Here is a 23181-nt window from a genome sequence, read left to right on the forward strand (position 1 = left end):
CCTTGGAAAGCCTTATTTTTGAACTATTTGTCACACTTTTTACTTTATAGTTTGTCTTTAACGTTTAAAAACTGTAAATTATATAATAGCAATACTTTGGAGGAGGAATATAGAGATGGAAAAGCAGACTAAGTTATTGCTGTTTACGGGTTCCTATGCAAGTGCCACGGATAATGGTGTGCAGGTATTTGAATTCGATGGCGAAGCAGGAGGTACGTTAAAATTAATCGACTCGGTTCAGGGCCTAACTAACCCAACCTTTGTTAATGTGGATGCTGCAGCCCTGCGTTTATATGCCATAGGAGAAAAGCCAAATGGTGAGGGTGGAAAAGAGGGGGAAGTCGTTACCTTTGCTATCGATGCTAAGAGTGGGAAATTGAGCGAATTGAACCGAATAGGCTCAATGCCAGCCTCAGGGAATGGTCAAACGACCACATGCCATATTTCTAGAGATCTAAACGATGAATACGTTGTTGTATGTAGTTATCATGGTGGCAGTGTAGGCTTGATCACATTAGATGAAGGAAAAGTTGCTAAACAACTGACGGATGTCGCGATACATTCCGGTCATGGTCACCATCCTGAACGTCAGGATCGCCCGCATCCCCATTCAGCTATTTTCAGTCCAGACGGGCAGTATTTGTTTGTTTCTGATCTTGGGCTTGATATCATTCGGTCTTACAGAATTAACAGAGACTTGAACAAACTAGAAGTTCACGGTGATACTGCGCTTCATCCAGGAGCGGGACCTCGTCATTTTACTTTTCATCCAGATGGAAAGTCTGCTTATGTTATAAACGAGGTGGATTCCACGATAACATCGTTTACATATGACAGTGCTACTGGAACTCTACACACGGTAGATACAGTTTCAACTTTGCCTGAGGATTTTAAGGAAGAGAATACTTGTGCCGAAATTGCTACTTCAATAGATGGAAAATATCTTTACGCTTCTAACCGTGGAGCGGATAACATCGCAGTGTTTGCAGTGGATAACGCTACTGCCAAGCTTACACTAATTGAATATGTATCTACTCGTGGAGGGCATCCACGACACTTCTCATTAACTCCGGATGGGGCTTATCTTATTGTTGCGAATCGTGACGCTAATAACCTGGTTGTGTTCTCTATCGAAGCGACCAGTGGTCGTCTCGTATTTACTGGGAATACAGCTGATGTATCCAAGCCGGTGTGTGTGAAGCCTGTGATTTTCCCTATATAAAAGAAACTCTCTTACAAGAGTGAATAAGACAGTTTAAGAAAATAATAAAGGGAACACCGGAGATGTAGTCCGGTGTTCCCTTTATTTTCAAAAATAGGATGAAGAAGTGTAACGAGTGTGTGAACTATTTGAGTGAGACGGGCTTAAGAGGTACAATAGTGGATACTGCAGATTTAAAGAGCACATTCTGTCTGCCATCACCTTGACCCTGTAAAGTGATTGTGAATGCATCATACGAGGTTACGACGCCTTGCATTTTCACACCATTTGTTGTGAAAATGGTCACGGGCACCTTTGTGGAAATAAACTGGTTCAACAAACGTTCCTGCAATTTTAGACTCTCCACTTTGGCAGCACTCCATCTTTTTGTATATTTATTTCTCTATAATTATAGCACGGGTTATAGCTTCTCAGGAAATGTGATCGACAGGCACAAAATTAGACACGGAGGTATTTATGCTTTATTATCAGAACTGGTCCAGAGGTTTTCGTTATTTTATAGGGTTTGCTGCTTGTTTCGTCCTTATTGCAATTCTAGTTCATATGAATAAGGTATCATCATTTGATAACTATATGATGCATCTGGTTCAATCCGCTGAATCACCTGGACTGACCACATTCGCCAAAGGACTATCTCTGATTGGTTCCTCCAAGGTAGCGATTGGCATATCTATTGGTACGATGGCACTGCTCTATTTTCTGCTGAAACATCGGCTTGAGCTAATTCTGTTCCTATGGGTTGGACTAGGCTCTCAGCTATTGAATACACTTATGAAGTTATGGTTTCAAAGGGAGCGTCCGAATTTCCATCGTATTGTCCAAGAGATCGGTTATAGCTTCCCAAGTGGACATTCCATGGCAGCCTTCTCTTTGTACGGGGTAATAGCCTATTTACTGTGGCGTCATTTGCCGCGAAGAAGTGAAAGAATCCTGTTAATAATGTTTGCAGTATTCATGACTGTGGGCATTGGCTGGAGTCGTATTTACCTGGGAGTTCATTATCCTAGCGACGTTATTGGTGGTTATGCTGCAAGTGGTGCGTGGCTGATGTTATCCATCGGTCTATTTGAAGCCTATAAAAAACGGATATCCTCATAAGGAATGAAGATACCCGTCTTTTTGTGGATATTTTAAGGGGTCATCACGTGATGTTCCGAAGATTTATGATCTTGGAAATGACCCATTTTACTTATTTTTTTCTTCAGCATAGAAGGAAGTCCAGCCTTTAGCTTTTGGGCTTCGTCTTTCGTTAGACTTCCTTCGGTGATAGCTTGATCCAGCCGCTTACTTGCGGATTCGCTGAGCTTCTGAATATATTGATCTTCCGTCCAGCCTTTCTTCTCAAGGGCAAGCTCGGGGAGCGTTTTGCCAGCTTTAAGGCTTTTAATTAGCTCCGTACGATCCATCTCAAGCAGCTTGGCTGTTTCGAAAATAATGAAATGTCCGCCGGCTCTGAATTTCCCGTCTTTCCCTGAAGGGGGTCGATGACCTTTTTCAGAAGGCCCAGAATCAGGTGCAGTTGAGGTTACATTCTCAGCTGACGCGCTCTGAATAGGAGCAAGAGCTGGAGACAAACTGAGGAAAAGAACTGCTGTGATGGTCACTATTTTTTTGATGTTGTTATTCATTCACTCACCTCGTATGTTATATGTGATAGGTACTTACTTGAATTAGTATTCCCTGAAAGCTGAAAGAATCATGAGTGAGAGCTTAAATGATCTTAAAATTCATCAACTCTAGGCTTGGGTAATTAAAAGAATGAGGGATTCGCAGATGTCCATATTGCAGAGTGGGCCAATTTTTAGGGGGGATATTTTTGGCTTTTGGAGCTCGCATATTTAAAACAGGAATGGCAGTCACGCTTGCCTTGTATTTAGCCGAACTGCTACATTTTCCATCTTCTGTGGGCGCTGCGATCGCAGCAATTTTCGCTATGCAGCCATCTATTTATCGCTCTTGGCGTTATTTTCTTGATCAGCTCACAACGACTACAATGGGCGCGGTACTCGCTCTTCTGGGAGGCATGCTGTTATCCAATAGTCCAATTGCGGTTGGGTTGGTCTGCATTCTTGTCATTATGATCAGTATGAAAATTAACCGAGCGGATACAATTAGCCTGACACTCGTCACCGTTATAACAGTGATGGAGGCTTCTGGAGAATGGCAGTTCGCGCTGAATCGTTTCTTATTAACATTGACAGGGATTGTTTCTGCATTTCTAATCAATATTATAGTAGTTCCTCCGAAACCACGGAAACAGTACATCAAGCAAATTGAGAACGTCTTTGCCAGCCTTTCCTTGCTGCTAAGAACGGCTGTATCTCATGAGATGAAGGAAAGTGTGTTTCGTGATGAAAAACTTGCACTGGAGTCATCCATAAAATCTTTAGCGGATAAGTACGCTTTGTTTGAGGAGGAGCAGAAACAGCTAAAGAGGGCGAAGTATAGCCAGACTAGACAAATGGTTGTCTATAAAAATTTATTATCTTCTTTGCAAAAAGGCTTCGATGTCCTTGAGGCTGTGGATCGGCATTATTTTCAAGCGGATCGAAGTGAAGAGACAGATGCCTTGTTTGACAGTCATTTGGAGCAGTTAATCAAATATCATCAACTGATCTTGTTGAAATTTGAAGATAAACTAAAACCGAACACCCACGAATCGGAACCCTTGGGAGACGAAAATGATGAATTTTTGAATTCAACGATCCTGGGGTATAATGCGGAGAAAATAGGTCAACTACGTTTGTATGTTGTAGCCGCAGCTATTTACGATTACGGATATCAATTAGAACGACTGGATAAAGTGGCAGATCAGATGAATCGTATAGTAACTGAGGAAAAAGAAACGGACCGCGAAGCATAAAACATAACCTTGTGGAGTGTAACATATAAGCTTAAGGATTATGTTCAGCGTGAAACTTATACTTCTTATTTTGTTAATAATCCGGTCCCAGAGGGGCCGGATTCATCTATTAAGAATATCCTCACTTGAAATATCAACCTTCCAAAAGGGGATGAAATGTAGTGGAGAATCATGAAATTGAATGGAAAGAGGAACAGCAACGGGTTGACGGAGTGACTAAGCTATTGTCTGCCCATATCCGGCGTTTATCTGAGGAACTTGGACTCCATCGTAGCGATGTGGTCGATATGCGGAAAGACTTCTGGGAAGAGGTAACAGTAAACTTCAGTAGTCCAGATGATTTAGGGGAAACTTCAACAAGTCTGCGCCAACAGTCCCAAATCTTGAATGAGCGCGAACGCCATCATTTACAATCAAGCAAGGCGCTAAAAAAATATAAAAAGCTGCTCGTCTCACCATACTTTGGGCGCATTGACTTTACAGAAGCACCAAATGGTGAAAAGGAAAAGATTTATTTAGGGATTGGATCCTTGATGGAGGATGATGGCACCTTCTTAATCTATGACTGGCGGGCGCCTATTTCCAGCTTATATTATGACGGTGCTCCTGGCCCCGCAGCTTATGAAACACCGGGTGGACTTGTTTCAGGCACAATGAATCTTAAACGTCAGTTTGTGATTGTTGATGGTGTTATTGAAGTAATGTTTGATACTGGTGTAACGATCGGCGACGAGCTTCTACAACAGGTGCTTAGCCATAGTGCTGATGATCGAATGAAGAGTATTGTAGCTACCATTCAGAAAGAGCAAAATGCGATTATCCGCAATGACAAGAGCCGTATGCTGGTTGTTCAGGGCGCAGCAGGGAGCGGGAAAACCTCCGCTGCGTTGCAGCGGGTAGCTTATCTTTTATATAAATACCGTGAAGTTCTACAAGCAGATCAGATGCTGTTGTTCTCGCCGAACCCACTGTTTAATAGCTATGTTTCTACCGTGCTTCCTGAGCTAGGTGAAGAAAATATGCAGCAAACTACCTTTCAGATGTATCTAGAGCATCGTCTTGGACATGAATTCCAGCTGGAAGATGTCTTTAGTCAGACAGAAAGTCTACTGAATGCCCCTGATGGTCCTGAGGTGGGAATACGCAGAGAAGGCATCGCTTATAAATCATCCGTACCTTTTCTGGATGCGATTCGTCGATATGCTACGATGCTGGAACATGAGGGAATGCTGTTCAAACCCTTAATGTTTCAAGGAAGAGCCGTAGTCAGTAAAGAGGAAATGGAGCGTCATTTCTATGCCTATGATCCAGCCATTAAGCTTGCGAACCGTGTAGACCTAATGACACGTTGGCTACTGAAGAAGATCGCTGATTTTAGCCATGAGGAAAGAAATGCTTCATGGGTTGAAGATCAAATTGAGCTATTGGACTCCAGTGATTACCATCGTGCGTATCAGATGCTGCGACGTAAGAAGAAAGCCACGCAGGATAGTTTTGATGATTTTGATACTGAAAAAGAAGTGTTATCCCGTTATGTAGTCAGCCAACGCTTAAAACCGCTGCGAGGGTGGACTAAGCGAGGTCGTTTTGTGGATGTTAAAGGGTTGTACAGCATGCTGTTCACTGATCGTGAGCTTATGGAACGTCTAAATGGCGTCAATTCTCTGCCGGAAATATGGGAAGAGATTTGTGAACAAACGCTGAAATCTATCGCGGTGAACGAGCTGGCCTATGAAGATGCTACTCCGTTCCTTTATTTGAAGGAATTAAGCCAAGGGTTCCGTACCAACACGCTGATTCGACATGTGATTGTGGATGAAGTTCAAGATTACTCACCTTTCCAATTAGAGTTCATGCGCCGTTTATTTCCAAGGGCAAAAATGACTGTGTTGGGTGATCTGAATCAGGCGATCTATGCACAAGGTGAAGTGCTTGGTGATTTGTCTAGTTTGGTAAGCATTTATGGTGAAGAGAATACAGAAGTGATCTCGTTAACCCGAAGCTATCGCTCCACTTATGAGATTGTGGAATTTACCCGGGCAATGATTCCTGGAGGGGAACGAATTGTACCTTTTAATCGACGAGGAGAAGAACCTCAGTTAAGCGTGGTGTCTAGCGAGGATGAGCTTCTGAATGCAGTCGAAAAAGATATCCGGAATTTACAATCCAAGGGGTATCATTATGTGGCGGTCATCTGTAAAACAGCAGAGGAAAGCGCACGAGTTCATGATGAACTACATAGTAGGCTACCGGTAAGACTCGTTACGAAGGAAACACCGAATTTCCAGAAGGGAACTCTGGTGTTACCTGCTTACTTAGCTAAAGGTGTGGAGTTTGATGCTGTCATCATCTACGATGGTTCAGCTGAACGCTATGGCAGAGAAAGTGAGCGTAAACTGTTCTATACAGCTTGTACTCGAGCGATGCACCTGCTTCATATTTTTAGTCTAGGGGAACCGAACCGATTCCTTCCATCTGTAAAAGCGAAGCCCATGATTGCAAATTCGCTGTAAAACCTAATCTTCTAATCAAAGATCGTCCTTTCGCCTAGGCGGGGGACGGTCTTTTTATATGTATGAATAAAGAGGGATGAACAAACCACAATATAGAGAGTCGCAAACAATGACAAAGGTGGTCAGTTCATGAAGGAAAGAAAATGGGATCTGCTTGCTCTGGCATCCATCCCACTTATAATGACCCTCGGTAACTCCATGCTGTTACCTATTTTGCCACAGATTTCTAAAGAACTCGGCATTAGCGCTTTTCAGGTGAGTATGCTGATTACTGTTTATGGATTGATGGCTATCGTGATGATCCCAATTGCAGGGTACCTGTCTGATGCTTATGGCCGAAAAAAGGTGATTCTTCCAAGTCTGATCATTGCTGCTATTGGTGGTGTCGTCTGCGTGATGGCGGCTTGGTTTATGAAGGGCATTAGCGCATATTGGGTCATTCTAGCTGGACGTTTGTTACAAGGGATCGGTGCGGCAGGTGCTTTTCCCATTGTGTTGCCCTTCGTTGGTGATTTATTCAAGGAAGAAGAGGATGTAAGCAAAAGTCTGGGAATCATTGAGACCTCTAATACCTTTGGTAAAGTACTCAGTCCGATCCTTGGTGCTTATCTTGGAATATGGCTCTGGTTTGCACCTTTTATCGCTATTCCTGTTCTATGTCTAATCTCATTTGCTTTAGTTCTGTTTCTGGTTCGAAAGCCAGAAGCGAAGGAACAACCTGAGAAACAGGGGATAAGAGAATTTTTATCCGGAATTGTGAGCATTTTGCGTGAAAAGGGACGATGGTTGTATGCTATTTTTGCCATAGGCGGCATCTGTATGTTTGTGACCTTTGGCGTTCAATTCTATTTATCAGAAATGCTGGAGTCTAAATTTAATATGCATGGGGCAATGAAGGGATTTGTTCTAGCAATACCATTAGCCTTGTTATGTCTGTCTTCATATGGAACAGGAAAGATCATTGGTCAGAACAAAATGCTAATGAAATGGCTGGGCTTTGGTGGGATGGTATTACTAACTGCAGCAATGATCTTCGCGGGGTTCAATAAAGGTATTTATTTCTTAGTTGGATTTATGGGCTTAGGTTGTGTTGGAATCGGGATTGTGCTTCCTTGTATGGATGCTTTAATCACGGAGGGTATTGAGAAGGAGAACAGCGGTACGATAACCGCTCTCTACAGCAGTATGAGGTTTATAGGAGTAGCCGCAGGACCGCCAGTGGTATCGCTGCTGTTAAGCAGTGGTCATTGGGTATTATTCGCTTTGATGGCTACAGTCGGCGCAATTGGGGGTTTGCTGACCTTATTTGCAGTAACGCCAAGCAAGGGTAAAAAAGGGGAGCCAGGCGTTAAAGACACAGAGAAGAGAATTCATTCGGTCTTGTCGAAGCGTGTTCGTCAAACCTCTGCAATGTCTCTGGACGGAAAAAAGAGCTATCCCTAAGCTGCGTCACCGTAGCTTGTAGGATAGCTATCTAGATAAAAGAATCTAAAATATTTTATGCTTGTGGTACAGATTCCCAATCCTTCAGGAAGCGTTCAATACCGTTATCTGTCAGCGGATGCTTCCAGAGGGTAGGCAGGAGCGAACCTGGGATAGTAGCAATGTGAGCACCAGCAAGAGCTGCTTGCTCAACATGCGCAATGTTACGGATGGATGCTGCAATAATTTCAGAAGTCATACCGTAGTTAGTTAGGATGGTCTTCAGATCCTTGATCAGCTTCATTCCGTCAACACCGATATCATCCAAACGTCCTACGAAAGGAGAAATATAAGTTGCGCCTGCTTTTGCAGCCATCAAGCCTTGAGCCGCTGAGAAGACAAGCGTTACGTTAGTTTTGATACCTTTTTTAGTAAGCTCATAACAAGCTTCCAAGCCATCTTCAGTCATAGGGAGTTTAATGACAACGTTTGGAGCCCACTCAGCAATTTCGTATGCTTCTTTAAGCATTTCTTCTGCTTTAAGTCCGATTACTTCTGCGCTTACTGGACCTGGAACGATTGCTACGATTTCTTTGATAACATCTTTAAACAATCTTCCTTCTTTAGCGATGAGCGACGGGTTAGTCGTAACGCCATCCACTAATCCGAGGCGAGTAATACGTTTGATCTCTTCAATATTTCCGGTGTCCAAGAAAAACTTCATTTTAAGTTTCCTCCCTTGATTTCCATATGGATTGACAAACAATATTCATATTTTCATTATGAGACATGTCAAACGAAGTTTCAACTGTTATTTTGAATATTTCAAAATAACTTTATAGATTGAATATCGCTCACACATGTTAAAGTGTAGATAATATAGGATTGGTCTATGCAGTTATCCATGATAATATATAAACGGTATTGTTATTATGGAGTATTGGGTGGGATGTGATGAAATGTATTCGATATTAGTTATTTTGCTTGTGCTCGTGTTGACTGTTGCCGGATTCTTGGCCTACCAGAACAGCAAATTGGTATCTAATCAGAAAAAATTAGGAACTTTATCACGTAATCCTGCACTAATGTATTCTATCTTTGACCAATCTTGCGCTGCTAGTGTGGAAGATCCAGACGTAATTCCTTTAATGCAATACACTGTTTTTGTGGAGTCCGGCGGGCAAGTTCTTGTGAATAAGCCTTTAGCAATCATTAATCTATGTAGAGTTAGCGCGGGTAGAGGAGATTTAGTTCTGGCAGATGTCGAACGTAGTGTACTAGAGCACATTAAATTGATATCCCCCTCGGATGCATTCATTGAGCATAAGGCTTACTTACATAGGGCTGCTAACCACGCTGAAAAAGAGATGATCCTAAATTTAGAGGATGTAGTGAAATTACAATATACATAAGGCAGAATGAAGAATATTGATTTTTTGGGCTGCAAGAAGGATAATACGAAATTGGATACAAGAAAAGAGGGAAAGTTTGTGTCACCCGTAACGGAAGTGAATTTTGAAGTAGTTGATCCAGAGAACACTGATTTAAGAGAGCTTATTACGTTTCTGGATGAGGAACTGAAGATACGTTATCCGCATGAGACGATCTATGTCGTAGATTTTGAGGACCCCAAAGTAAAAGAAATGACTTTCGTTGTAGCCTACTTAAACGGAAAACCTGTGGGTTGCGGTGGGCTTCGTCCACTGGATTATATCGGAATAGAGATTGCAACGATGGAGTTGAAGCGCTTTTATGTAGATTCTAGTTATCGTAAAATGGGCATAGCAACAAATATGCTGTTATTCCTTGAAGCACAAGCAATAGCAGCAGGGTTTAAGGAGATCCGATTGGAGACCGGCATTAAGCAGCCAGAAGCGATTGCGCTTTACGTCAAGCATGGCTACCAACCGATTGATTTGTTTGGACCCTATTTAGGTGATCCGGATAGTCTCTGTTACGGCAAAATCTTGGATGTCGATGCTCTACCGGAATCCTTCTGATAATAGTGATTTCAAGTTTACTATAAATCTTTATAACGGATAACATGGAGGTATTATAATGAGTATCAATGTTAAACAATTAGCAGCAGAAAAAGCAGTGGAATACGTTGAAGATGGGATGAAGCTTGGCCTGGGTACGGGATCAACTGCCTACTGGGCAATCCGTAAGCTTGGTGAACGCGTCAGTGAAGGCTTGAAAATTACCGCAGTAGCTACTTCACGCGCTTCCGAGGAGCAAGCACGAGAGCTAGGGATTCCACTGGTAGCTTTTGGTGATATTGATAGTCTGGACCTGACCATTGACGGAGCGGACGAGCTAGACAGCAGTCTGCAACTAATTAAAGGCGGCGGCGGCGCTTTGCTTCGTGAGAAGATTGTAGCTAGTAATAGTACTCGAATGATTGTGATTGCTGATGAAGGTAAAGTAGTAGATACGCTAGGCAAATTCCCGTTGCCGGTGGAAATCGTTCCTTTCGCGTGGGAATGGACTGTGGCAGAGCTTGCCAAACTGGGTTGCCAGCCTGAATTGCGCCGGAGCGGAGAAGAGTTGTATAAGACGGATAATGGCAATTACATTGCAGACTGCCGATTTGAAGCGATAGAAGCTGCACCGAAGCTTGCGCTGACCATTCAAAGCATCCCGGGTGTTGTAGATCATGGCCTATTTATTGGAATTGCAGCGATGGCAATCGTAGGTAAACATGATGGAAGTATCGAAATTATTGAAGCTCAATCTAAGAATTGATTAACCGCAGACTTAAAGAAACTAACCGTTCATGGCCGCTAAAAGGATTGACACGAGTAGTGCTAACTCTGTATAGTGCTACTGTTATCTATTGGATGTTTATCGGATTTGGACGTGAAGTACATACCGGAGGTCCTCTTCAGTATAATTTGGTTCCATTTCGTACGGTGTCACTTTATTTCAACTTGGATAACGGGTTATCGCTGATCAATCGGCTAGTAAATCTGCTAGGAAATGTTGTAGTTTTTATTCCATTTGGTTTTCTTTCGCCATTAGTAAAGACACGTCCGATTTCTTGGCCTAGGATCTCGCTATATGCTGTCCCTTGCATACTGCTTTTGGAATGCTTGCAAATGCTGCTGCATGTGGGAAGCTTTGATATTGATGATTTACTATTGAACATGCTGGGTGTGTGGACAGGCTACGGATTGTTTCGAGTGATTAGCTTTAGAAGGAACAAAGAAGGAGAAATGTGAAGAATGTTGATTGATCTTAAACCCCTCATTGGTACACCAGAGGTGAATGAGCTGTTGACCTATGCGGTCATAGATGATCCTAATGCCCTACAGCAGACTTCGTCTGAGTATAGCGAACAAGCCGGGCTTAAGTTATATGGCTGGGAAGAGGAAGAATTACTGCTTGGTCTTGTGGGCTTTGAAGAGACAGAAGATGGCTCTTTGGATATTCGCCATATTGCTGTATTGCCAGAGAACAGAGGAAAAGGTTATGCACGGGGGATGATTCTGGAGCTGCTTACTACGCGTCAGCCGCGCTATCTGGTAGCTGAAACCGAGGATGAGATCGCTGCAGACTTCTACCGTAGTCTTGGGTTCATGGTGTACAGCCTCGGCGAGAATGCAGCAGGTATTGAAACGCTGAGATGTGTCTATGAAGTAGAAGAGATTGAGGATGAGGAATAAACCGTTTTTAGAAGACATACAATGGCAGGTCGAGATGAAATCTCGGCCTGTTTTTTTGTTGGGTACACCTTCAATTATTCCTCAGAATTGTAATGTTGACTTTTGAAATAAATGGGATTATAGTTTGATAATGAAACTGTTCTACAGTCGAACTATATTTTGGAGGTAGGAAGCGTTGGAAGATGAGGTTCAGCATTGGATAAACCGCTATATGGATGCCTATATGATGGTGACAAGACAAGTAGCCGCAAGAATTAAAGATAGTATTGCTGCAGATACAACGAATGATCAGTATCAAATTCTGCGTCTGATTAATGCTCAGGAACAATGTACGTCTACATATCTAGCAGAAACTTTTTGCGTGGGTAAAAGCTCCATTACAGCGATAATCAACAGACTGGTGCAAGCGGGCATTATCGAGCGAACTCGTGACGAGAATGATCGTCGTCAGGTGTATTTATCGATGTCAGAGCATGGCAAAAGAGTATTTGAAGCAGCTGAATCGCAAGTACATGAAGTAGTGGCCCCGTATTTGTTTCATTTTGAAAAGAAGGATATTGAGACATTCATCATGATGTTTGAGAAGCTGGCGAGTCTAATTCAGAATGATAATGGAGGGAAGAGCCAATGAAGACGATTCTAAAAGCAAGATGGGCGGTCATCGCAATCTGGCTCGCTGTAGCGGTGGTGCTAGTGATGACGGCCCCATCGTTCTCTGATCTTGTCCGTGAGAAGGGGCAGGTTACCGTTCCAGAGGGATACCCTTCATCAAGAGCAGCAGAAATCATGAAGGAAGCGGCAAGTGACAAGGGAGGCGAATCACTCCATCAAGTAGCCCTTGTGTTCAATAACCCGAAGGGAATCGGAGCGGAAGAAACAGCAAGTATTCAACAAGGCGTTGAGAAGCTGGCTGCGAATAAGGAAGCTCTGCAGTTAGATTCTATTACCGATCCTTTTTCACAAAGCGAGCTTAAAGATACGCTGATTGCCAAAGATGGCAAGACCATTATGGTGGCGTTGTCCGTAAAAGGTGAAGGGGAGGCTGTTACTGCCCTACCAGATAAAGTGGATGAGATGCTCTCGGGTGTTAAAGCAGATCATTATTTGACCAGTGAAGGCTTGATTACAGAGGATATGATCGCAAGCTCAGAAGCAGGGCTAAAGAAGTCGGAGTATATTACAGTTGTCTTTATTTTACTTATTCTATTCGTCGTGTTTCGCTCGTTCGTAGCGCCTTTTGTACCGCTGCTGACCGTAGGTATCAGCTATATTGTATCCCAATCTGTTGTGGCTTTTTTGGTGGATCGTTATGATTTTCCTTTATCAACGTTTACTCAAATCTTTATGGTTGCGGTCATGTTCGGGATCGGTACAGATTATTGTATTCTGCTGATCAGTCGCTTTAAAGAAGAATTGATGACCGCAGAAGATACCAAAAGTGCTATTATTGCAACTTATCGAAAAGCCGGAGGAACGGTGTTCTATTCGGGCTTAGCGGTGTTCGTAGGTTTTGTAGCGATTGGTTTATCGAAATTTATCCTTTATCGTTCAGCAGTAGCTGTTGCAGTTGGTATTGCAGTTATGCTATTGGCACTTGTGACGATTGTCCCATTCTTTATGGCTGTTCTAGGCAAAAAGCTATTCTGGCCCTCCCGTGGCAAGCTGGAGCATAGTGAGAGCCGTATTTGGGGCTGGGCAGGTTCCTTTTCTTTAAAAAGACCGTGGGCCGCTCTTCTAATCGTTGCAGTAATCGTATCCCCATTCCTAGTCACCTATAGCGGTAAGCTGTCCTTTAACAGCTTGGAGGAAATTGGTTCGGAATATGCTTCGGTAAAAGGTTTTAATATTATTTCGGAGAGCTTCGGACCAGGTGAATCGATGCCTGGAAAGATCGTAATCAAGAATGATGATCGTATGGACAATTCAGAATATTTGGGACTTGCAGAGAAAATTAGCCGCGAGCTGGAAAAAGTGGATAGCGTAAAATCTGTTCGGAGCATGTCACGTCCAACAGGTGAGCTGATTAGTGATTTCTTGATTCCGAATCAGGTGGGTACACTCTCTGATGGATTGGATCAGAGTAACGAAGGACTGACCAAGATTCAGACCGGTCTGTCTGAAGCAAGTAAACAGCTTAGTGATAATGCTCCTAAACTTACAGAGGCTGTTGCAGGGAGTGCTAAGCTGACAGAGGGCACAGCTGATCTCAAAGACGGAATCGTTGCTTTAGGCGCTGGTCTGACCCAAATTGAGAGCGGGATTAAGAGTGGCTCAGCGGGTGCAGGAGAGATCAAAGCCGGTCTTCAGCAGGCAGCAACAAGCGCTAAACAGCTAGCAGATGCTAATGTGAAGCTACTTGAGGGCTATAAAAAAATCGGAGGCGGCTTAACCCAGCTGGATGAAGGACTCGGGCAGCTTCCGAAGCAGCTACAAGGTGTAGCAGAGGCATTAAAAGGACTGGACGGTTCCTTTACTGGCCTAGAGAGCAGTTATCCGGAAATTGTTCAGGATGTAAATTATTTGACGATCAAAGGTACAGTAGCACAAAGTGGTACAGGTACAGCACAGCTAGCAGCAGGTATTGGTCAAGTTTCAGAACAGCTTAAAGGTGCAGCTACTGGCTTAAATGAGGCGAATGCCGGTTATGCCAAAGCTGCGGCTGGGCAAACTGCTCTCGCGCAAGGTTTAGCTAAGCTTGTAGCTGGAATCGGTCAACTGCAAGCTGGACTTGATCAGGCGGCAGCCGGTCAAGGGCAGATCGTAGATAAGATTCCATCTATCACAAGTGGTCTTGATCAATTGCAAGGCGGACAGAAGCAGCTCGCGGATGGCTTTGGTGAATTGACAGGGCAGATTGGAGCCTTGACCACTGGACTAAGCGATAGTGCTGATGGATTGAAGCAAATAACAAACGGTCTGGGCTCGGCACAAGAATACCTGAATCAGATTCAAGCGGCTAAGGATGAAGAGCTGAGCGGATTCTTCGTACCAGCTGAGGCACTTAATGCTGAAGGTATGAAGCAGGTTTTTGATACGTACTTGTCTGATGACCGTAAGGTGATGACTTTGGACGTGGTATTCACCGAGAATCCTTATAGTTCAGAGGCTATAGACAGTGTGGGTGATATTCAAGCAGCAGTAGATCGTGCGGTTAAAGGTACGAAGCTTGAAAATGCTGAAACAGCCATTAGCGGGGTTACAAGCAGCCAACGCGACTTGCGGAACATTTCGAATGAAGACTATACGCGTACTGTAATCTTGATGCTAAGCGGTATTTTCATCATATTAGTGTTGCTGCTTCGTTCAATCGTAATGCCGATTTACCTTATTATTTCACTTTTGATCACTTACTTTTCAGCGTTGGGCGTTACAGAGGCTATATTCGTTAACCTTCTGCACTTTGAAGGAATTACCTGGACGACGCCATTCTTTAGTTTTGTTATGCTGATTGCACTAGGTGTGGATTATAGCATTTTCTTAATGGCCCGATTTAACGAAAATAAAACTTGGGATGTAAAAGAAGCGATTCTACACGCTATGCGCAATATGGGTACAGTTATCCTTTCAGCTGTAGTTATTTTAGGTGGCACCTTCGCTTCGATGTATCCTTCAGGGGTATTGTCGATGATGCAGATTGCTACAGTGGTACTCGTAGGATTAGCCTTGTATGCATTAATATTCCTACCGTTCTTTGTCCCTGTTATGGTACGGATTTTCGGTCGTGGGAATTGGTGGCCATTTTCAGTTAAACAGAGCGGGGAAGCTAACAAACAGGATTTAAATATGTAAATGGGACTAAACTCCATTTATGAATCAGAAGTCATAATAAGTAGTTTTTTTGCAGCCAGCCACCGATAAATTTATCGGTGACTGGCTTTTTGTTGAGTAGAATGAATCGCTTTGATAGGAGATTATTAGCGGGAGAAGTGCGGACCCGTTCAATGGTCATAGGTCTTTTATCTATTGTCGTCTGGTTCTTTAGGTTATTGTTATTATGTTTTCGGAAAATTATAATAACTCTGGATTCGTTTTCAAAGTCTCCAAACTACAACTAGAAAGCGAGATGATGAATGATGAAAGTAAACATGAAGAACAGGAGTATCGCAAAGAAGGTTGCTCCATTTGTTATTACAGCGGGGGTTATTGCTGGAGTAGGACTTATCGATACCGATAAAGCATTAGGACACGGTTATGTATCCGAACCAGCAAGTCGTGCGAAGCTTGGTGCAGCGAATAATGTGGGTTCTGTTCAATATGAGCCACAGAGTCTAGAGGCACCAAAGGGCTTCCCATTGGCGGGTCCTGCGGACGGGAAGATTGCATCTGCGGGTGGCATGTTCGGAGGAATTCTGGATCAGCAATCAAGTGATCGCTGGATCAAGCACGATATGGTTGGCGGAGTAAATGACATCACTTGGTATCTTACAGCACAACATAGAACAACAAAATGGCATTACTATATTACGAAAAAAGATTGGAACCCTAATGCGCCAATTAAACGTTCCGATTTAGAGCTTATTGGAACATTTGAGAATGGCGGTAAACAGCCCGAGCGTTCTGTGACACATAAAGTAAATGTCCCAACTGACCGAAGTGGATATCATGTTATTTTGGCCGTGTGGGATATTGATGATACGGCGAATGCCTTCTACCAAGTGATTGATGTGAATCTAAAGAACGGTGATTCAGGAACTGGGGTACAACCGGACACGGAGAAGCCGTCAACTGTAACGGGGTTACACACGATGAGTGTGGAATCAAGCAATGTAGATCTTATGTGGAGTGCTGCGACAGATAACGTAGGCGTAGATCATTACATGATTTACCGCGGGGATAGCGTCGGTATAGCGAAACAAATCGGAACATCCTCAACAACTAGCTTTAAAGACATGACTGTAGAACCAGATAAAATTTATACATATTATATTGTTGCGGTGGATCGTGCAGGGAACACGTCAGGCTCAAGTAATATTATTGTTGTTAGCACACCAACACAGGAAGTGGTTATACCTCCAGTGGAAACACCAGATACTGTGAAGCCTTCGATGGTTGAGGGGCTGCATACCATGTCAGTGAAGCATAATAGTGTTAATCTGATGTGGAACACCGCCCAAGATAATGTAGGTGTTGATCATTATATTGTGTATCGAGATGGTGTTGAATTGACCCAAACCAATGGAACTTCCTTTACGGATTTAACGGTGCAAGCTTCCACTACGTACAATTATCATGTGAGAGCTGTAGATGCTGCGGGTAATGTTTCAGATAAGAGCTCTACGTATACAGTCACAACTCTTATGAAACCCGTATTACCAGATGTAGCAGCTTGGAATGCAACCGGGTTGTACATTGTAGGAACAAAAGTTGAATACAAGGGTAACCTTTATGAAGCTCGATTGACATTTAGAAGCTATGGTGATAACAACTGGAATCCTGAGTCGGCATTATCACTTTGGAAATTAGTAACGAACTAATAATATCGTTCACCCCCAATTTATTAAAAAAAAACGGAGATCATTTCTGATAATAAGAAATGATCTCCGTTTTTTGGTTAAGGAGTCGTCAGACTTATTTCATCTTGGCGAAAAAGCTGCGCAACGCCCAACCGCGCTCCTGACGTTTTTTATATTTAGGCAGTGAACGATAAACAGTGGTGGATTCATCGAAAGCTCGTTTCGCATCCTCTGATCTACCAAGCGCTTTATACATGGAGCCAGCTAGATAGTACGCCTCAGAAGAAGAAGACTGGATTTCTTGATACTGAGTAACGTAATGTAATGCTTTATCATGATTCGTATGGCGGAAGGTTTCCGCTAACCATAGGTAAGGCTGTCCATATTGAGCTTTACGGTTGATCTCCAGACCACGAAGCATTTGTGCTTCGCCTTCCTCCAAAGCGCCTAACTTAAGATTCACATGTCCGAGTTCTACCCAATATTCGGCAGATTGTTCATAACGGTCCTCGATTTGGAGTAGGAGATCCTTCGCTTCCCTGTATTTTTTACGTTCTGCCAAACTCCGCGCTAAATCAAATTTGGATGAAACATCATTAGGATTTAAAGAAATGGTTGTACGCAGCTTGGAAATTTGACGCATTCTTTTGAAGGGCTTTGTAATGCTGGGGAAGATGCCCACATATCGCCGATCCAAGAAATACAAGATAAGAAGCAGGATGAATATAGCCAGAAAAGGGTTGCCCACTAATCTGAAGAGCAGTAAAACACCTATAAATTTAAGCATAACTTCCCTCCATAATCATTTGGTTCCGGTATTGCGATTGAAAAGAGTAGATCTAAGGCAGCGTAATTATAACATAATTCAAAGCAATCTGAATCCCGGGATTTAAAAATAATACAACTTTAAGCCGCTTAATAGCGTCTTAGTGTAAGATGAATAATAATTACAATAATATCATAAGAAGGGAAAAACAAGATGAATTTATTAACTAGGAAGCTAAGGCTGTTTAGTTTGCTTGTTTGTTCTACTTTTATGGCTGCAACGTCAGTCCCGCAAGTAATAAGTGCGGATTCATCATCCGCGCCGTTGAGTGGAATTAAGGGAATTGTTGCTACGTCTGGCTTTTGGGGCGGAAGCTCCTTCGCTTTGAGGACCGACGGAACCGTTTGGGCCTGGGGTAGTAATGTTTTTGGACAGTTTGCCAATGGTACTTATGACCCTCTCGAAAGAAGGAAAGAAAATCATTTTTAAAGAAGGCGCCATTAAAGTAAGTTATACATCACTTGTTCCAGCGGCAGCTTTGGCTAAGGCGCTAGATGTTACTGCAGAGTGGAATAGTAAACTGTACCAATTAACGATACAAACAAAAAGATGACTTTCATTTAACACTTATTTTAATATTCTGATGTACAATAAGTGAATTATCTCAATTGAACCATAATAACCAGTCTGGAGTGATAGGTATGGCTTTTACAATATGTGTGTTCGCCGGATCGAATCCAGGTCTTAATTCAGAATATACGGAAATGGCTAGAGAGTTGGGTTATCATATAGCTGCACAAGGTTGTAGGCTGGTTTATGGAGGCTCGAGAAATGGTCTGATGGGTCAGGTGGCAGACGGAGTGTTGGCAAATGGTGGAGAAGTCGTCGGTATCATGCCAGTGGATCTTTTTAAAGATGAAATCCGGCACTCCGGGCTAACGAATCTGATTGAGGTCTCTAGTATGCATGAACGTAAGGCCGTTATGAGCGGTATGGCTGATGCGTTTATTGCCCTGCCGGGTGGTCTTGGAACCTTTGATGAGTTATTTGAAATTCTATGCTGGATGCAGATTGGGATTCATCAGAAGCCTATAGGTCTGCTGAATATAAGAGGTTATTTTAATCCACTGCTAGCCATGATCACTCATAGTGTAAGTGAAGGGTTTGCCCCAAAAAATGCGTTAAAAATGTTAGATATGAACTCTGATCCCGAATATTTGCTTGAACTGATGAGAGGTCAAGTTGATCATAGTGATAAAGGCTTTGGGAACGCTAGATTTCCATCACAGCGCTAGATTCAAGGTTTTCGCTGCTCTAGAGAGTGAATTAACGATACGCTTTGCACAACAAGGACACAAACACTTCACGGGGTTTGTGTCCTTGTTTTTTTGCTTTTCATATCAATTACTGACAGGAGGAAGATTTATGATTCGGAAATTAGGTTTTGCGGCTGAAGACCGTTTGTTAATTATTAATGCAGACGATTTCGGAATGACTAAAGGAACTAATGAAGCCATTGTTAACTTATTTGAAAAAAACTCAATAACATCCACATCTATTATGATCCCTTGCTTAGACTCATATGAAGCAATGGAGATAAGCAATAAGAAAGGAATAAAGAACATTGGAATACATCTTACTCTAACAAGTAGCGAGAAACATCCGTATAAACCAGTATTCCAAAAAAGAAACTTAAATAGTTTACTCACAGCAGAAGGATATTTTCATCATGATGGCACTCTCATGGAAAGAAATGCCGATGATGACGAGGTACGATTAGAAATAGAAGCACAGATTCAAAGCGCAAATTTACATGGAATTGATCCAACTCACTTGGATAGTCATGGGGGAAGTATTATGGGGTTATTCACAGGAAGAGATTTTTTAGAAATAACTTTTGATTTATGTGAAAAGTACCGTCTACCCTTTAATTTACCTATTAGGATTTTAGAACAACCATTTTTTAATAATGATCAATTGAAATTATTTCAAAATAGAATTTCTTCAGCAAAAGACAGAAAAATCTTATTAATCGATGATATAGTTTCTCTTCCATATTGCTTTAATCCCGCTGCTGAGTATAGCAACATGAAAATGAAGTTAAGCGAACTATTAAAAAATTTAAAACCTGGAATAACCCAGTTAACTTTACATCCATCTACAATATCAGATCAGTTAATAGCAATAACGAACTGTTATACAGAAAGAGAAATGGAATATCGTCTTCTAAATGATATTGAGATTAAGCAATTGCTTAAAACTGAGCGGATTAAACTTATTTCGTGGAAAGACATTCGTGATTTACAAAGATGCATTTAGAGGAATGGAAAAAGCGACCGTTTAACATTGTGTATTCAGAATGTAATTACAATGTTTAGGCGTAAGCAATACTGGGTAACTAATTGTAAAGTAGTTATAGGTAGCTTCACAAATTACAGGAAATGATTACCAAAGGAGGTTGGAATTCAATGAATGTGATGGTACATAATCTTATGGCTTACAATCATCAATTTTTTAGACCTCAGCCCGTGGTCAATCCTAAGCAAGAGAGATCTAAGAAGAAGAAGCAGAGTTTTCAAGAAGTCTTGAATGAGAAAATGAAAATGCATGGCACATACAAAAATATTAAGTAAGAGCTACTACATATGGCTGTTGAAAAAATCCGGAACGTAGTGATCCCAAGGGTCACTGTGTTCCGGATTTTTTTTAGGGTCTAACCTCATAGAATTGGCAACTCTTACGAGCGTAATAAGTCAGATCACTAACCCTCGACTGAATAACTACATCAGAATCAGTGAAGCGGACAACCGTGGCTCCAGAATTCACTAAATGATCGTCCTGAAACACACGAACGGGTAGTTTGCGGTCAACGGCTTCTTGGAAATCGCTGTCTGTTAGCAGCGGGCGGTTAATTGGCATAAGTGTTTAACTCCTTTTGATCATTTTAATGAAGGTAGAAATAAAAATAGTATACCTGCGGAAGCACGAGAAATCCAATATAAGTGAAGCTGACGAACATTTTATGAGCAACACATTTGGACAAAATTCTATACTCCCATCTCAGACATAACATAGTTATGAATGTATTAAGGGGGTCTAGCTATGCATTGGCTTTCTATCATCATTATTGGGTTGGCTTCAAATTTGGATAACTTAGGAATAGGTGTTTCCTTTGGCGCTAGGTCTACAAGAATTACACCATTTTCTAATCTGATCATTGCAGTTCTGTCGATGCTGGCTACATATATCTCAATAACCTCAGGTGAGTATGTGTCAGAATATTTTTCTGAAGCGAATGGAAATGCCATTGGAGGGTGCTTGATTCTGTTTATGGGAATCTGGAGCATCAGAGCCGTATATAAGAAACCAACATCGACTGAAACAGCACAGAGTGCGATGGATGGCATAGAGTCTACTCCCTTAGTTACTTCTAATTCAGATAGTGGCTACCGGCAAGTGCTCGAATGGCAAGAATCGATTTGGCTTGGTGTGGCGTTAGCTATAAACTGTATTGCTACAGGCTTTGGAGCAGGGATAAGCGGCGTGAATGCAGCGTTTACAGCGATCTCAGTAGGCGTATTCTCTTTTATTACTGTAGCGGTCGGCTTGAAAATAGGAAATCGATTCTCCAAAACCTGGTTCGGAAAACATTCTGAACTCATCGGTGGTTTATTATTAGCAGGCATTGGTCTGTATGAAATATTTATTTAAGCTGAACTTGAGTTCGTAATTATTTCCACCATAAATCGGAAGTTTGCCTCCTCAAAAAAAGAATATAAACCCTGTACACTAAATCTTGTAAGAGAAACCTTTGAAAGGGGTACAGGGGAATGAATAAAATAAAACACTTGGCGCTTTCGTTAGTCGCTATCATGCTCGTAGGATCACTAGCAGCATGCGGAGGCAACAACGCCGAGAACAATGCATCGAGTAAAAATACAGGTAACAACGCAGCAAGCACAAGTGAACCCGCAAAAGATGAGGGCACCGAGCCTGCTGAGAAAATCGAACTTTCTTTCTGGACACTCGGTAACGTGAACTACGAGGATTTAGCAAAAGAGTACACGAAGGAACATCCAAACGTAACGATCAAGGTTCAAAATACCGGTGACCAAACGGCTCACCATAATAATTTGACCACTGCTTTATCGGCGGGATCAGGCGCACCTGATATTTTCCAACTTGAAATCGGTTTCATGGAGCGTTTTATTAATGCACAGGATAAATTCTATAACCTGAATGATCTTGGGGCCAAAGATATTCAAGCGAACTATCTGGATTGGAAATGGAAACAAGCCTCTTCTGTAGATGGCAGCTTCCAACTGGGTCTTCCTACAGATATCGGTCCAACGGTTGTATATTACAGAACAGATTTGGCTGAAGAAGCTGGATTACCAACTGACTCCGAAGGATTCGGCGCAGCAATCGATACTTGGGATAAGTTCGCTGCTGTAGCCAAAGCCTTCAAGGAAAAGACAGGCAAACCGTTTGTAGACCTTACTGATCTGACATTTAACGCATTGCGTGACCAATCCGCGGATGAAATCTATTTCAGCAAAGCGGATGGCAGCTTTATCGGAGACACCAACCCACAAGTTCGCAAAGCTTATGATTTCACGGTCAAGGGTATCCAAGAAGGCTGGATCAGCAATGTAATGCTCTGGTCTCCTGAATGGGGCCAAGGCATGAACGACGGATCGTTTGCTGTAGTTATGGGACCTGCTTGGATGGCAGGAAATGTTAAGAGTAACGCGCCAGACTCCTCTGGTAAATGGAAAATCGCGCAGCTTCCTGAAGGTGCGGGTAACTGGGGTGGTTCATTCCTGACACTGCCTAAAGAAGGTAAACACTCGAAAGAAGCTTATGACTTTATCGCATGGATGGATAACAAGGATAATCAACTGGAATCATTCAAAACAAAAGGGTTGATGCCTTCAATTCCTGCCCTGTACGAAGATCCTGCATTCGTAGATTTCAAGGATGAATTCTTCGGTGGCCAACAAACGGCTGTTGAATTTGGTAAAGCTGCTAATCGTGTAAAACCTGTATACTACGGTCCACTTCATGACCAAACGGATACCTTCTTCAAAAATGCACTGAAAAACGTGCTGGAGAAAAAGGCTGATCCGGCTAAAGAGTGGGATGAAGCTGTAAAACAAGCGAAGACACTGGCTGAACGCAGCTAAGACTTCTAACTTAGTAGCTCAATTTCTTGAAGGTCCGGATTCATGGAGAACATCATTCTCTATGAATTCGGATTTAATTATAAAAAAGTAT

General features: G+C 42.4%; 25 protein-coding genes. 20 read left to right on the plus strand and 5 right to left on the minus strand.

The window, feature by feature from the left end:
* Positions 1–115: 115 nt before the first annotated feature.
* The gene (locus tag QNH28_RS12195; protein WP_283911583.1) at positions 116–1222 is read left to right on the plus strand and encodes a lactonase family protein; all 1107 of its coding nucleotides are present in this window, start codon (positions 116–118) and stop codon (positions 1220–1222) included.
* 124 nt (positions 1223–1346) lie between these two features.
* On the opposite strand, the gene hfq is transcribed toward QNH28_RS12195, so the two are convergent.
* Positions 1347–1568, minus strand: a complete 222-nt coding sequence (gene hfq / locus QNH28_RS12200; protein WP_042126951.1) for an RNA chaperone Hfq — start codon at positions 1566–1568, stop codon at positions 1347–1349.
* Positions 1569–1678: 110 nt separating this feature from the next.
* Here hfq and QNH28_RS12205 point away from each other — a divergent pair, with 110 nt between their 5' ends.
* Positions 1679–2320 carry a phosphatase PAP2 family protein gene (locus QNH28_RS12205; protein ID WP_283911584.1) on the plus strand — a complete coding sequence of 214 codons (642 nt, stop codon included), beginning with the start codon at positions 1679–1681 and terminating at the stop codon, positions 2318–2320.
* A 32-nt stretch (positions 2321–2352) separates the two neighbouring features.
* On the opposite strand, the gene QNH28_RS12210 is transcribed toward QNH28_RS12205, so the two are convergent.
* The gene (locus tag QNH28_RS12210; RefSeq protein ID WP_283911585.1) at positions 2353–2850 is read right to left on the minus strand and encodes a hypothetical protein; all 498 of its coding nucleotides are present in this window, start codon (positions 2848–2850) and stop codon (positions 2353–2355) included.
* 188 nt (positions 2851–3038) lie between these two features.
* Here QNH28_RS12210 and QNH28_RS12215 point away from each other — a divergent pair, with 188 nt between their 5' ends.
* The 3 genes from QNH28_RS12215 to bcbE all read left to right on the plus strand — a co-directional run bounded on the left by QNH28_RS12215 (position 3039) and on the right by bcbE (position 8041).
* The gene (locus QNH28_RS12215) at positions 3039–4085 is read left to right on the plus strand and encodes an FUSC family protein (protein WP_283911586.1); all 1047 of its coding nucleotides are present in this window, start codon (positions 3039–3041) and stop codon (positions 4083–4085) included.
* Positions 4086–4246: 161 nt separating this feature from the next.
* Positions 4247–6598 carry an RNA polymerase recycling motor HelD gene (gene helD, locus QNH28_RS12220; RefSeq protein WP_283911587.1) on the plus strand — a complete coding sequence of 784 codons (2352 nt, stop codon included), beginning with the start codon at positions 4247–4249 and terminating at the stop codon, positions 6596–6598.
* Positions 6599–6727: 129 nt separating this feature from the next.
* The gene (gene bcbE / locus QNH28_RS12225) at positions 6728–8041 is read left to right on the plus strand and encodes a bacillibactin exporter BcbE (protein ID WP_283911588.1); all 1314 of its coding nucleotides are present in this window, start codon (positions 6728–6730) and stop codon (positions 8039–8041) included.
* Positions 8042–8096: 55 nt separating this feature from the next.
* Here bcbE and fsa read toward each other — a convergent pair whose 3' ends face one another.
* Positions 8097–8744: a fructose-6-phosphate aldolase gene (gene fsa / locus QNH28_RS12230; protein ID WP_149644213.1), complete on the minus strand. Its 648-nt coding sequence runs from the start codon at positions 8742–8744 to the stop codon at positions 8097–8099.
* A 235-nt stretch (positions 8745–8979) separates the two neighbouring features.
* Between fsa and QNH28_RS12235 the strand changes: the two genes are divergently transcribed.
* From QNH28_RS12235 to QNH28_RS12270, 8 genes are all read left to right on the plus strand, one after another.
* Positions 8980–9432: a hypothetical protein gene (locus QNH28_RS12235; RefSeq protein WP_283911589.1), complete on the plus strand. Its 453-nt coding sequence runs from the start codon at positions 8980–8982 to the stop codon at positions 9430–9432.
* Positions 9433–9438: 6 nt separating this feature from the next.
* Entirely contained in the window at positions 9439–10020 is a 582-nt protein-coding gene (locus QNH28_RS12240) for a GNAT family N-acetyltransferase (protein ID WP_283911590.1), read from the plus strand.
* A gap of 64 nt (positions 10021–10084) precedes the next feature.
* The gene (gene rpiA / locus QNH28_RS12245) at positions 10085–10765 is read left to right on the plus strand and encodes a ribose-5-phosphate isomerase RpiA (RefSeq protein ID WP_349655064.1); all 681 of its coding nucleotides are present in this window, start codon (positions 10085–10087) and stop codon (positions 10763–10765) included.
* Complete coding sequence (locus QNH28_RS12250; protein ID WP_283911592.1) at positions 10762–11241, plus strand: VanZ family protein; 480 nt, start codon at positions 10762–10764, stop codon at positions 11239–11241. Before rpiA ends, QNH28_RS12250 begins: the two co-directional genes overlap by 4 nt.
* Before the next feature lie 3 nt (positions 11242–11244).
* The gene (locus tag QNH28_RS12255) at positions 11245–11685 is read left to right on the plus strand and encodes a GNAT family N-acetyltransferase (protein ID WP_283911593.1); all 441 of its coding nucleotides are present in this window, start codon (positions 11245–11247) and stop codon (positions 11683–11685) included.
* Positions 11686–11860: 175 nt separating this feature from the next.
* On the plus strand, positions 11861–12316 hold the full coding sequence (locus QNH28_RS12260) for a MarR family winged helix-turn-helix transcriptional regulator (protein ID WP_076282879.1): 456 nt from the start codon (positions 11861–11863) through the stop codon (positions 12314–12316).
* Complete coding sequence (locus tag QNH28_RS12265; RefSeq protein WP_283911594.1) at positions 12313–15474, plus strand: MMPL family transporter; 3162 nt, start codon at positions 12313–12315, stop codon at positions 15472–15474. Before QNH28_RS12260 ends, QNH28_RS12265 begins: the two co-directional genes overlap by 4 nt.
* A gap of 296 nt (positions 15475–15770) precedes the next feature.
* Positions 15771–17159 carry a lytic polysaccharide monooxygenase gene (locus QNH28_RS12270; protein ID WP_283911595.1) on the plus strand — a complete coding sequence of 463 codons (1389 nt, stop codon included), beginning with the start codon at positions 15771–15773 and terminating at the stop codon, positions 17157–17159.
* A gap of 94 nt (positions 17160–17253) precedes the next feature.
* On the opposite strand, the gene QNH28_RS12275 is transcribed toward QNH28_RS12270, so the two are convergent.
* Positions 17254–17925, minus strand: a complete 672-nt coding sequence (locus QNH28_RS12275) for a tetratricopeptide repeat protein (RefSeq protein ID WP_283911596.1) — start codon at positions 17923–17925, stop codon at positions 17254–17256.
* 249 nt (positions 17926–18174) lie between these two features.
* On the opposite strand from QNH28_RS12275, the gene QNH28_RS12280 reads away from it, so the two are divergent.
* From QNH28_RS12280 to QNH28_RS12300, 5 genes are all read left to right on the plus strand, one after another.
* Positions 18175–18393 carry a hypothetical protein gene (locus QNH28_RS12280; protein WP_283911597.1) on the plus strand — a complete coding sequence of 73 codons (219 nt, stop codon included), beginning with the start codon at positions 18175–18177 and terminating at the stop codon, positions 18391–18393.
* Entirely contained in the window at positions 18332–18517 is a 186-nt protein-coding gene (locus tag QNH28_RS12285) for a hypothetical protein (protein ID WP_283912301.1), read from the plus strand. Before QNH28_RS12280 ends, QNH28_RS12285 begins: the two co-directional genes overlap by 62 nt.
* An 88-nt stretch (positions 18518–18605) precedes the next feature.
* Entirely contained in the window at positions 18606–19199 is a 594-nt protein-coding gene (locus QNH28_RS12290; RefSeq protein WP_283911598.1) for an LOG family protein, read from the plus strand.
* Between the two features lie 130 nt (positions 19200–19329).
* Positions 19330–20223, plus strand: coding sequence for a polysaccharide deacetylase family protein (locus QNH28_RS12295; RefSeq protein ID WP_283911599.1), 894 nt, complete (start codon positions 19330–19332; stop codon positions 20221–20223).
* A gap of 149 nt (positions 20224–20372) precedes the next feature.
* Positions 20373–20537 (plus strand): hypothetical protein, encoded by a 165-nt coding sequence (locus tag QNH28_RS12300; protein ID WP_283911600.1) that lies wholly within the window; start codon positions 20373–20375, stop codon positions 20535–20537.
* 73 nt (positions 20538–20610) lie between these two features.
* On the opposite strand, the gene QNH28_RS12305 is transcribed toward QNH28_RS12300, so the two are convergent.
* Positions 20611–20823 carry a hypothetical protein gene (locus tag QNH28_RS12305; RefSeq protein WP_042187476.1) on the minus strand — a complete coding sequence of 71 codons (213 nt, stop codon included), beginning with the start codon at positions 20821–20823 and terminating at the stop codon, positions 20611–20613.
* A 183-nt stretch (positions 20824–21006) separates the two neighbouring features.
* Here QNH28_RS12305 and QNH28_RS12310 point away from each other — a divergent pair, with 183 nt between their 5' ends.
* The gene (locus QNH28_RS12310; RefSeq protein WP_283911601.1) at positions 21007–21615 is read left to right on the plus strand and encodes a manganese efflux pump; all 609 of its coding nucleotides are present in this window, start codon (positions 21007–21009) and stop codon (positions 21613–21615) included.
* A gap of 119 nt (positions 21616–21734) precedes the next feature.
* Entirely contained in the window at positions 21735–23090 is a 1356-nt protein-coding gene (locus tag QNH28_RS12315) for an ABC transporter substrate-binding protein (protein WP_283911602.1), read from the plus strand.
* The last annotated feature ends 91 nt before the right edge of the window (positions 23091–23181 follow it).

The organism is Paenibacillus sp. G2S3, assembly GCF_030123105.1.
Lineage (GTDB): Bacteria > Bacillota > Bacilli > Paenibacillales > Paenibacillaceae > Paenibacillus_AQ.